This is a genomic window from Micromonospora sp. AMSO31t, from assembly GCF_008868175.1.
Taxonomy (GTDB): Bacteria; Actinomycetota; Actinomycetes; order Mycobacteriales; family Micromonosporaceae; genus Micromonospora.
In genome coordinates, this window is the sequence record NZ_WBKT01000199.1 from 1 (window position 1) to 10,302 (window position 10,302).

The window sequence follows — 10,302 nt, forward strand, 5'->3', positions numbered from 1 at the left end:
GATCCACTCCACATCGGGAAGGCGGGCGAGGTGCGGCTCAGACGGTCAGGCCGGCGTCGGTGAGGATCGGGCCGGCGAGCAGCAGCGCGCCGGCGCCCAGCGCGGCCAGGCTGACCAGCAGGAACACGGTCACCCAGAACAGTGGCGGGAACGGGGTGAGCCGGGCGAGCTGGTCCGCGTCGGACTCGGGCATCCGCCCCCGGCTGCGCAGCCGTTGCAGCTCGATCACCGGGCGGACGCCGCCGAAGAGCAGGAACCAGACCGACGTCCAGGCGAACGCCGCCTGCACCTGCGGCGAGGCGTACCAGGAGACGGCCAGCACCACGCCGCCGGTGACCAGCAGCGACAGCACACCGAAGACGTTGCGGATCATCACGAGCATGGCCAGCAGCAGCACCACCGCCACCCAGAGCAGCAGGGTGATCCGGTTGCCGGCGAGCAGCCACGCCCCGGCGAGACCGATCAGCGACGGGGCCACGTATCCGGCGAGCAGGGTGAGGATCATTCCCGGGCCGGAGGGGCGGCCGGCGGAGAGGGTGAGGCCCGAGGTGTCCGAGTGCAGCCGGATGCCGCGCAGCTTCCGGCCGGTCAGCAGGGCCACGAGCGCGTGGCCACCCTCGTGGGCGATGGTCACGGCGTTGCGCGCGATCCGCCAGGGCAACCGGGTAGCGACCACCACCACCGCGACGACGGCGGTGAGCAGCACCAGCAGCGGCGGCGGGTCCGGCTGGGCGCCGAGCAGCTTGTCCCAGAGGGTGGTCAGGCCGTCGATCAGGGGCATGGGCGGGGAGCCTACCGGCCCGAGCTGTGTCGTTCGACCGATGCAGCCTCGTAAGCTGTGAGACTGATCGGGTGGCGATCGGGTCGGGAGGTGAACGCCGGTGAGTGCCGCTCCGCTGGAGCCCTTCGCACGGCACGTTGGCCTCTGGACCGAGGCCGACTACCTCGCCCTGGGCGAGACGCCGGACCGGATCGAACTGCTCGACGGGAGCCTGATCGTGAGCCCTGCACCGAGCCGACGGCACCAGCGGGTGACGCGACGACTGGCCAACAGCATCGAGGCGGCAGCGGAGCCGGAAGGGCTCTCGGTCTACGACGCGATCAACGTCCGTCTCGGGGTAGACCGGGTCGTCATCCCGGACCTCGTCGTCACGGACGCCGACGACGAAGGAACGTTTCTCGACGCGGACCGGGTGTTCCTCGTCGGAGAGATCGTGTCGCCAGGCAACGCCGCCGCCGACCGGCTGCTCAAGATGCAGCTCTACGCGATCGCCCGGATCCCGTGGTACCTGCTGGTGGAACAGGACGGTGAGAGCCACTCACTGCGGCTTCACCGGTTGGACGGCGCGCACTACGTCGAGGACCGGGTCGCCAAAGCGGGTGAGACGCTGACCCTCACCCAGCCCTTCCGCTGGTCGATCGACCCCGATTCCCTTCGCTGAACCTTCCCGCCCGGGCCGCCGAAGCGACGACGATCGTCTATGAAAAATTCTTTAAGTCCTCTTGCGATCTAGGGCGCTTACCTCCAAAGATAGGCGTCAATCATTGGACGTCCCTGGAGGCATCGATGGCACGTACCAGACTCTCCGTGCGCCGGCTGCTCGCCGCCGGCCTGACCGTCGCCGCCACCGCGGCGGCGGCCCTGTTCGCGACCGCCGGACCGGCCGCCGCGGCCACCACCCCCGGCATCGACGTGTCGCGCTACCAGGGCAGCATCAACTGGACCAGCGTGCGGAACGCCGGGATCCAGTTCGCCTTCATCAAGGCCACCGAGGGCACGAGCTACAAGGACCCGAACTTCAACGCGAACTACGTCAACGCCTACAACGCCGGGGTCATCCGCGGGGCGTACCACTTCGCCCGGCCGAACATCTCCGCCGGCTCGACCCAGGCCAACTACCTGGCCTCCAACGGCGGCGCCTGGTCCGCCGACAGCCGCACGCTGCCCGCCGCCCTCGACCTGGAGGGCAACCCGTACGCGGGCGGCTACTGCTACGGCCTGACCACGACCGGCATGCGCAACTGGGTCCAGGACTTCCTCAACACCTACCGGTCCCGCACCGGCCGGTACGCCGTCATCTACACCACCACCAGCTGGTGGAACCAGTGCACCGGCAGCTGGACCGCGCCGTGGGCCAACCACCCGCTGTGGGTCGCCCGGTGGTCCAGCACGGTGGGCGCCCTGCCGGCCGGCGCCCCGTTCTGGAGCTTCTGGCAGTACACCAGCACCGGCGCCGTCTCCGGGATCAGCGGCAACGTCGACCGCAACTACTGGAACGGCGACCGGACCCGGCTGATCGCCCTGGCCAACAACACCTGACCAGCCTGACGGTCGCCAGTCGGCGGCAGCGGGATCGGCTACGACCGAGGTCGATAGCTGGTCCGGCTGCCGCCACTGCCGTTCTGACCGCCCGGGTCACACCCTGCGTCGCGAGCCGACCGGCACGGCAACCGCGCCCCGCCCGGCCAGGGTGGTCCGGCGGGCCAGCCGCCACGTCGCCACCCCCGCAACGGTGAGGGCGACGACACCGAGCACCGCGACCGGCGCCGAGAGACCGGCGCTGATCAGCAGCAGGACCACGTCCCCGAGGGCGACCAGCATCCACAGCGCCAGCCGGGGACCGGTGTCCTTGCGTCGGTAACCCATGTCGTACCTCCTTCCGTCGTCGAGGGTCTCCATACCCCCGAGCACGGAAGGCCATGCGAGTCAGTTTCGCAACGGCGGGATTACCGGATCAGTTCGACCGGTCGGGCTTGAAGCCCTTGGTGATGATCTCCCAGCCGGCCAGGTTGGCCTCCCAGGCGTTCGCCGGGACCTCCCAGCGCAGGGCGTAGCCCCGGTTGCTGGCCGTGGCCACGCCCCGGTTGCGCACGTGGAAGCGGGTGCCGCCGTTGCGTGTCTCCAACCAGTCCCAGTCGGCGCACGTGCGGTAGTAGCCGTCGCAGCGGGTGATCCCGACCAGCTTGTAGTTGTCGACGTAGTTCCGGCGGCTCGACTCCTGGGCCTGCCAGTCCGCGTACGCGTCCTTCTTGGGCGAGTCGGTCCACTGGATGAAGAGCACGCGGCGCGCCTCGCCGACCTCGTAGAGCACGACCTGCCGGTTGCCGGGCCGGGCCTGCCAGCCGTTGGGGACCGGAACCTGGAAGCCGTTCGAGCCCTTGTAGTAGTGCCAACCGGCGGGCAGGGTGCCGGCGGACGCCGACGCCGAGGGAGTCGCGGACGGGGTGGGACTGGGCGCGGCGCTGCTCGGCGCGGCCGAGGTCGGCGCGGCGCTGTTCCCCGGCCCGGGCGGAGCCGCCGCCGGGGAGGTGGCGGCGGCCTGCTGGCCACCGCCGTCCCTGTCATCATCACCGCGGTTGAGCAGCGGCACGGCCACCGCCAGACCGACCAGCAGCACCAGGACCAGCGCGCCGATCAGCAGGTTGCGCCGGTTGCGCTCCGGCTTCGTGCCCGGGACCACCACCGCCCGACCCGCCGACGGCGCCGGGCTGACCGGCTCGGCCAGCACGGAGGTCGGGTTCTTCGGCGGAGCCGGCGGCGCCACCACCGGTTCGCCGTCCAGCCGCGTCTCATCGAGCGCCGGATCGGCACCGTCCACCCGGGTCACGTCGACTGCCGGCGGGGCGTCGAGCTTGGTGGTCGCCTCGGCGACCGGCGGGGCCACCTTGGCGGTCGGCGCGGCGTCGGAGCCGGCCGGCACCTTCGCCGTGGCGTCGGCGACCGCCGCGGCACCGGCGACAGCAGCCGCGGACGTACCCTCGTCGGGCTTGCGCGGCGCCGGCGGCGCCGGCCGCTCGGCCTGCTCGTCGGCTGGACGCGGCGCCGGCACCAGCGGCGGGCGCGGCCCGCGGGGACCGTTCGGCCCCGGCCGGCGTACGCCGTCCAGCAGCGAGATGCCCTTGGCCCGCCGCCCCGCGGCCTTGCGCAGCATGCGCTCCGCGATCTCGGCGGTGATCCGCTCCTCCGGGTCCTTGCGCAGCAGGCCCTGGAGCACCGGCTTCAGCGGCCCGGCGTTCTTCGGCGGCGGCAGCGGCTCGGTCGCGAGCGCGGCGAGGGTGGCGATCGCCGACGGCCGGGCGTACGGCGACTTGCCCTCCACGGCCGCGTAGAGCGTGGCGCCCAGCGACCACAGGTCGGCCTCCGGGCCCGCCGTGCCGTCCTTGGCCCGCTCCGGCGCGATGTACGCGGGCGAGCCCAGCACCATGCCGGTGCGGGTGACGTTCGGGTCGCCCGGGATGGTGGCCAGGCCGAAGTCGGTGAGCACCACGCGCCCGTCGTCGCCGAGCAGCACGTTGCCCGGCTTCACGTCGCGGTGCATGATGCCGGCCTTGTGCGCGGCCTTCAGCGCGCCCAGCACCCCCAGACCGATCTCGACGGCCTTCGCCGCCGACACCGGGCCGTCCTCGGCGATGGTGTCCTGCAACGACTTCGACGGCACGTATTCCATGACGATCCACGGATCGCCGTCGGTGCGCAGCACGTCGAAGATGCGGACCACGTTGACGTTGTTGAGCCGGGCGATGGCCCGGGCCTCCCGCAACGAGCGTTCCCGCATCTCGCGGCGCTCCTCCGGGGTGAGGCTGGGCGGCGGGACGAGTTCCTTGATCGCCACGTCGCGGTGCAGTACCTCGTCGCGCGCCTTCCACACCCGACCCATGCCGCCCTGGCCGAGCGGCGAGATGAGCCGGTACCGGTCGGCGACGAGTTGGGGAAGCGCGCTAGACATCCCGGAAACCGTACCCGGCAGCCCGGACTCGTACACCGGCGGCACGCCACTGTGCGGTGAAGGTCAAGTTCTGGACGCGTACCCTGTCGGCATGTCTGCCGAAGAGCCGCTGTTCCGGATCGTCCGCGGCGTGCCCACCGCCGAGGAACTGGCCGCCCTGGTCGGCGCGATCGTGGTGCGGACCCGACCGGCCGCGGCCCCCGCACCGGCCCCGGTGTCGCAGTGGGCGCGCAGCGCGCGCCCGGCCGGCGCGACGCCGGCCGCCGGCCCCGGCGCGTGGCGCGCCTCCGGCCTCCCCCGCTGACCTTCCCGGGTACGCACCCCCGCATCAGGACTGCCGGGATCCGCGCCGAGCGATTAACCTCACTCAGGGAAACCGTGCGGTGACGGGCAGGGAGGGTCGATGATCCCGGAGGACAACCAGCCGGCCGGCTGGCTGCGTGACTACGGCGGCATCGAAGCCGACATCCGACGGATGCGCGAGTTCGCCGACCGCCTCCAGGACGAGGTCACCCGCAACTACGCGCCCCACCTGTCATACATCGCCGACGACATGAAGGCCCCGGTCCCCAACCCGGCCGACGCGTTCATCGAGCTGGTCCGGTTCCTCCAGGCCCACCACGAGACCCAGAAGGCCGCCGTCACCATGGTCTGGGACCTGGCCCCGGCCACCGGCCGGCTCGCCGGCGCCGCCGGCCACATCGCGACAACCTACGGCGACTCCGACGCCTTCTCGTCGGCCCGCGTCACCGACGTGGAACGCGCGTTGGCCACCCCGTCCGCGACGACCGCCCGCCCGGTGCCGCCGCTGACCGATCCCACGGCAACCGACCAGGGCCGGGTGGTCCTGCCGTGATCGACCGGGGCAGCGGGCGCACCTCCGGGCTCACCGACTGGCGCCTCATGGACGTGCTCAGCATGTGGGCGTGCCTCCAGGACCAGGACACCACCGGCCAGTGGAAGCAGGTCGCCGGCTGGCGCAAGGTCTGCGACCTCGCCCTGGCCCACGTCAGCCGGTTGCGCGAATACCGGCGCGGGCTCGCCGAGGCGTGGCCGCCGGAAACCAACGCCGCCGCGCGCGCGTACCTCGGCGAACTCGACCAGCTCATCGACCAGGTGCAGCGCACCCACGACGCCGCCGCCGCGAACTACGACGCGCTCGCCGCCGCCACCCGCGCCATCGGCAGCACCCGCGCCGAGCTCAAGCCGCTCTTCGACGAGTACGCGGAGAAGGTGCGACAGAAGCAGGCGTACGAGGCGGTGCTCGCCGACCCGAAGGCCGTGGCGGGGAGCCGGCTACCGGAGAAGCCCCCGGTGACGGACGCGGACCTTGAGCAGCTGAACGTGCGGGCGCGCGGGCTGATGACGGGGCTGAGCGGCGAACTCCAACAAGCCCAAGTCATGCTCCGCCAACCCCCACCCAGGCCAGTTCCGAAGGTGGACGAAAATATCCAGACCTCAGGCGTCGATGGCAGCGCACCTCTGATTCCGCCAATCGTTCCTGTGCCGGTGTCTATCCAAAAGCCATCTTCTATCACTAGACCGAGTGCCACCGCAGCGCCAACAGCGATGCCTCAAGCATCCGGTGTCGGCCCGATCTTGGGTGGAACGGGCGCTGGCCTGGCATCAGCGCCGCCCCTGACCGTCACGCCTACTCCGTCCACATCTGCAAACATTCCGCCGACGACCGGTGTCACCGGACCGCCGCCTCCAGTAGCCGGAGGAGCGGCGTCATTTCCTACGCCAGGATTTCGTCGTGGCGAAGTCGCTCGCGGCAGCGGAGGCGAGCGGTTTACACCGCCTACTCCACCCTCGCGGTCGGTGCCGTCGGGCGGCCTAATCGGCGGTCCCTACTCAGGATTAAGCCAGCCGTCCAGTGGAGCTTCACCTCGTCGAGTTAACCCCGTCGGCGGCGTGATTGGTGGCGGCGCAGCCGGCACGGCTCCAGCCGGCGCTGCAGGCTCCCGACCAGGTACAGGTCGATACTCCCAACACGGCAACATGGGTGGGCTGCACCCCATCGGCGGCAGTCCTGCTACATCCGGAACCAACTCGCTCCCCCCGTCCGGTCGACCTGGGCGGAGGTCTGACGACGAGATCAAAGGACGCGACTGGGACCCACATAACCCTTGGAAGACTGACGAAGGGGTGACTCCCATTGTCCGGGCGCCGGAGGAAGAGGGGCCAATTGATCCAGGCCCTGCAATCGGATTTGACAGGTGAACCTGACGTGGCCGCGCGTCTCTATTGCCATGGTTGCGCTCGCGGCAATAACTCTCGTCGCGCCCAGCCGATCTGAGGCCGACCCTAGTAGAGGTCCTCAATGGCACGTCGGGTACCTGCGAATAGGCGCAGCGCATGCCGTGAATGAGGGAGACGGGGTTGTAGTTGCCGTACCGGACAGCGGAGTTGATCCCCACCCTGACTTACGCAACAACGTTCTTGCTGGAGTCGATGTCATTCCAGGTGGCGTAGGCGATGGCCGACGCGACGAAGACGGGCATGGGACTGGGATGGCTGGGTTGATCGCCGCTCACGGCCATGGCGACAGGGAGGGGGCTATCGGCGTCGCCCCCAGAGCCAAGATATTGCCAATCTACGCATCCCCACCCCATCAGGATGGTGATTCGGAGGCACTGGCGGAAGCCGTCGAGTACGCAGTGTCCCGCCACGTAGACGTGATCAGCATCTCGGCCGCTGGCGGGGCAGGAACACGGCTCCAACAGGCTGTCAAGGAAGCGATTCAGGCAGACATCGTCGTTGTGGCCGGGGCAGGCAACACGACGAGGTCATCGCTCGTTGGCTATCCCGCCAGCGAGCCGGGCGTCATTGCTGTCGGGGGTGTCGACAGCCACGGAAACCATGCAGCGATTTCCGTCACCGGGCCGCAGATCGACGTGGTAGCGCCGGCGGTGGAGATCTACAGCACCGGAATCAACGGCGGTTATCGCGTCGGCACCGGTACCTCCGACGCCACTGCCATCGTGGCTGGTGCCGCTGCACTGATCCGTTCCAAGTTTCCCAACCTCCCCGCGCAAGAGGTTGCTCACCGCCTGACTGCCACCGCGATCGACAAGGGTCCACCCGGCCGCGACGACGAGTACGGCTACGGCGTCATCGACCTGGTCGCCGCCCTCACCGCCGACATCCCCCCACTCGGTTTCGAAACGCCGTCGATCACCGCGCCGCCGGCGACCGCGGCCGAGGAGGAGAACGACGGCAACTCCACCGCACGCGGCCTGGTGACGCTGGGCGTGCTGCTGGCGGCCGGCGGTGGTTACCTGGTCTGGCGCCGCCGCCGACGTGGTGACGACCCGCCGCCGCGGATCAGCCGGTAGCGTCGGTGGGATGTCGACCTCCGTGCCGCTGCGCCTCGTGCTCGCCTCGCAGAGTCCCGCCCGCCGCAAGCTGCTCCAGGCCGCCGGGATCGAGCCCGACGTGCTGGTCAGCGGCGTCGACGAGTCGCAGGTGGTCAGCGACCGCGCCGAGGATCTGTGCCTGGAGCTGGCCCGGCTGAAGGCGCAGGCGGTACGGGGCCGGCTGCGCCCCGACGCGGACGAGCGGACGCTGGTGCTTGGCTGCGACTCGGTGCTGGCGTTCGACGGGGAGATTCTGGGCAAGCCGGCGGATGCGGCGGACGCTACCCGGCGGTGGCAGCGGATGCGCGGGCGCAGCGGGGTGCTGCACACGGGCCACTGCCTGCTCGACGCGGTGCACGAGGCGCGCGCGGAGGGGGTCGCCTCGACCACTGTGCACTTCGCCGACATCAGCGATGCGGAGGTCGCCGCGTACGTGGCGACGGGTGAGCCGCTGGCCGTGGCCGGGGCGTTCACCATCGACGGGCTGGGTGGGGCGTTCCTGACCGGCATCGAGGGTGACCCGGGCACGGTGGTGGGGCTTTCCCTGCCGCTGCTGCGCGGTCTCCTCGCCGAGTTGGGCCTGAACATCACCGACCTGTGGACGAAGGTCGCGCCGGGGGGCCAGGAAATCGAACATCTCGGCTAACGTCCGATCATGAGCACGAAGCCGTTGCCGCTGACCCCGGAACTCCACGCGTACCTCGTGGCGCACGGATCCGCCCCCGACGAGATCGTTCGGGAGCTGGCCGAGGAGACCCGCGCCGCCCTTCCCGCCCAGGCGGACATGCAGGTCGCGCCGGAGCAGGCCGCGTTCCTGACCTTCCTGACCCGGCTGCTCGGTGTCCGGCAGGCGGTGGAGGTGGGCACGTTCACCGGGCTGTCCTCGCTGGCCATCGCCCGGGGCCTCGCCGAGGGCGGTCGCCTGACCTGCTTCGACATCTCCGAGGAGTACACCGGCGTGGCCCGGCGGTACTGGGCCCGCGCGGGCGTGCAGGATCGGATCGAGCTGCGGATCGGCCCGGCCCGGGACACCCTCCGGGAGTTGCCGCAGGAGCGCTACCTGGACTTCGCGTTCATCGACGCCGACAAGGTCGGCTACCCGGTCTACTGGGACGAACTGGTGCCCCGGATGCGTCCGGGTGCGGTGATCGCGGTGGACAACACGCTGCGCGGCGGGCGGGTGCTCGCCCCGCAGAACGCCGACGACCGGGCGATCGCCGCCTTCAACGACGAGATCCTCGCCGACGTCCGCGTCGAGGTCGTCATGCTCCCCATCGCCGACGGCGTGACCCTGGCCCGGGTGCTCTGAACCAGCACGCCGACGTGGCGGTGTCCAGCAGGCTCGGACACCGCCACGTCGCCGAGCTGGAGTCGATCAAGAGGTCGCGGCGGGGAGCGGGGTGCGGTCGTCGGCGGGTGAGGGCACGCGCAGGACGCGGCCGAGGCGCACGGTGAGCAGCATGGCCGCGGCGATGAAGCCGGGCAGGAGCAGGAAGGCGAGGTGCGGGCCGACGCCGTCGGCCACCCAGCCGAGCGCGACCGGCGCGATCCCGAAGCCCACCCCCATCGAGTACGACGCCCAGCCGGCCGCCTTGTCCGCGGCCGGTCCGGCGGCGGCGAGGGCGATGGAGATCGCCAGGGGGTAGTGCAGGGCGTTGCCCAGCCCGAGCACGACCAGGCCGGTCACGGCCAGCCAGCCCACCGGGGCGGACCAGAACAGCGCGAACCCGGCCAGGGAGACGCCCAGCGCGGCGAGCAGCAGCGGCACCGGCGGCCAGCGCAGCGCGAGCCGGCCACCGGCCAGGCGGCCGGCGAACATGCCGCAGACGATCGCCGCGACGGCCGCCGACGCTCCGCCGGCGCCGAGGCCGGCGTGGGTACGGAGCACGTCCGCGGTCCAGAGCGACAGGCAGACCTCGATCGACCCGGTGACCGACATGAGCACCCACGCGATCCAGTAGGCCCGCGGCAGCCGCCCCGAAACGGCGCGCTCAGGCGTCCTACGAGCGGGATCGTGGACAGTTTCCGTTCGCGGCGAACGGTAAGTGTCCAAGATCGGGCGCGCGGCGGGAGCGGGCGGCGGGGTGGACGGGGTGGCGGCCGGCCGCAAGTACCGTAAGGCCGGTGCCCCGCCTCACCCGTGACCGGACGACCTGGCTGACCTACGCCCAGCTGGGCCTGTGGGGCTTCTTCCTCTACGGGTTCGGTCCGGTCGT

The 10,302-nt window shown here is 71.1% G+C and carries 12 protein-coding genes; 8 read left to right on the forward strand and 4 right to left on the reverse strand.

The window, feature by feature from the left end; all coding sequences use genetic code 11:
- Positions 1-37 precede the first annotated feature (37 nt).
- Positions 38-781, reverse strand: coding sequence for a M50 family metallopeptidase (locus F8274_RS27800; protein ID WP_151465326.1), 744 nt, complete (start codon positions 779-781; stop codon positions 38-40).
- A 100-nt stretch (positions 782-881) separates the two neighbouring features.
- On the opposite strand from F8274_RS27800, the gene F8274_RS27805 reads away from it, so the two are divergent.
- Entirely contained in the window at positions 882-1,442 is a 561-nt protein-coding gene (locus F8274_RS27805) for a Uma2 family endonuclease (protein ID WP_151465327.1), read from the forward strand.
- A gap of 125 nt (positions 1,443-1,567) precedes the next feature.
- Positions 1,568-2,320, forward strand: a complete 753-nt coding sequence (locus tag F8274_RS27810) for a GH25 family lysozyme (protein ID WP_151465328.1) — start codon at positions 1,568-1,570, stop codon at positions 2,318-2,320.
- Positions 2,321-2,416: 96 nt separating this feature from the next.
- Here F8274_RS27810 and F8274_RS27815 read toward each other — a convergent pair whose 3' ends face one another.
- Positions 2,417-2,647 (reverse strand): hypothetical protein, encoded by a 231-nt coding sequence (locus F8274_RS27815; RefSeq protein ID WP_151465329.1) that lies wholly within the window; start codon positions 2,645-2,647, stop codon positions 2,417-2,419.
- Positions 2,648-2,735: 88 nt separating this feature from the next.
- Positions 2,736-4,727 carry a serine/threonine-protein kinase gene (locus tag F8274_RS27820; RefSeq protein WP_151465330.1) on the reverse strand — a complete coding sequence of 664 codons (1,992 nt, stop codon included), beginning with the start codon at positions 4,725-4,727 and terminating at the stop codon, positions 2,736-2,738.
- Positions 4,728-4,818: 91 nt separating this feature from the next.
- Between F8274_RS27820 and F8274_RS27825 the strand changes: the two genes are divergently transcribed.
- From F8274_RS27825 to F8274_RS27850, 6 genes are all read left to right on the forward strand, one after another.
- Positions 4,819-5,031, forward strand: coding sequence for an acyl-CoA carboxylase subunit epsilon (locus F8274_RS27825; RefSeq protein ID WP_151465331.1), 213 nt, complete (start codon positions 4,819-4,821; stop codon positions 5,029-5,031).
- A 99-nt stretch (positions 5,032-5,130) separates the two neighbouring features.
- A complete protein-coding gene (locus F8274_RS27830) occupies positions 5,131-5,583 on the forward strand; it encodes a hypothetical protein (RefSeq protein WP_151465332.1) in 453 nt (150 codons plus the stop codon).
- Positions 5,580-6,950 (forward strand): hypothetical protein, encoded by a 1,371-nt coding sequence (locus F8274_RS31450; RefSeq protein ID WP_192580021.1) that lies wholly within the window; start codon positions 5,580-5,582, stop codon positions 6,948-6,950. The genes F8274_RS27830 and F8274_RS31450 overlap by 4 nt, the downstream gene beginning before the upstream one ends.
- Positions 6,951-6,952: 2 nt before the next feature.
- The gene (locus F8274_RS27840; protein WP_370518281.1) at positions 6,953-8,065 is read left to right on the forward strand and encodes a S8 family serine peptidase; all 1,113 of its coding nucleotides are present in this window, start codon (positions 6,953-6,955) and stop codon (positions 8,063-8,065) included.
- Between the two features lie 10 nt (positions 8,066-8,075).
- Positions 8,076-8,732 carry a nucleoside triphosphate pyrophosphatase gene (locus F8274_RS27845; RefSeq protein WP_151465334.1) on the forward strand — a complete coding sequence of 219 codons (657 nt, stop codon included), beginning with the start codon at positions 8,076-8,078 and terminating at the stop codon, positions 8,730-8,732.
- A gap of 9 nt (positions 8,733-8,741) precedes the next feature.
- Positions 8,742-9,395: an O-methyltransferase gene (locus F8274_RS27850; protein ID WP_151465335.1), complete on the forward strand. Its 654-nt coding sequence runs from the start codon at positions 8,742-8,744 to the stop codon at positions 9,393-9,395.
- Between the two features lie 66 nt (positions 9,396-9,461).
- Here F8274_RS27850 and F8274_RS27855 read toward each other — a convergent pair whose 3' ends face one another.
- Positions 9,462-10,025, reverse strand: a complete 564-nt coding sequence (locus F8274_RS27855; RefSeq protein WP_370518282.1) for a sugar MFS transporter — start codon at positions 10,023-10,025, stop codon at positions 9,462-9,464.
- Positions 10,026-10,302 lie beyond the last annotated feature (277 nt).

Bases quoted from the DNA above. Each gene is read 5' to 3' on its own strand.
- F8274_RS27800 (WP_151465326.1), bottom strand. From the start codon at position 781: ATGCCCCTGATCGACGGCCTGACCACCCTCTGGGACAAGCTGCTCGGC.
- F8274_RS27810 (WP_151465328.1), top strand. From the start codon at position 1,568: ATGGCACGTACCAGACTCTCCGTGCGCCGGCTGCTCGCCGCCGGCCTG.
- F8274_RS27815 (WP_151465329.1), bottom strand. From the start codon at position 2,647: ATGGGTTACCGACGCAAGGACACCGGTCCCCGGCTGGCGCTGTGGATG.
- F8274_RS27820 (WP_151465330.1), bottom strand. From the start codon at position 4,727: ATGTCTAGCGCGCTTCCCCAACTCGTCGCCGACCGGTACCGGCTCATC.
- F8274_RS27825 (WP_151465331.1), top strand. From the start codon at position 4,819: ATGTCTGCCGAAGAGCCGCTGTTCCGGATCGTCCGCGGCGTGCCCACC.
- F8274_RS27830 (WP_151465332.1), top strand. From the start codon at position 5,131: ATGATCCCGGAGGACAACCAGCCGGCCGGCTGGCTGCGTGACTACGGC.
- F8274_RS27845 (WP_151465334.1), top strand. From the start codon at position 8,076: ATGTCGACCTCCGTGCCGCTGCGCCTCGTGCTCGCCTCGCAGAGTCCC.
- F8274_RS27850 (WP_151465335.1), top strand. From the start codon at position 8,742: ATGAGCACGAAGCCGTTGCCGCTGACCCCGGAACTCCACGCGTACCTC.
- F8274_RS27855 (WP_370518282.1), bottom strand. From the start codon at position 10,025: ATGTCGGTCACCGGGTCGATCGAGGTCTGCCTGTCGCTCTGGACCGCG.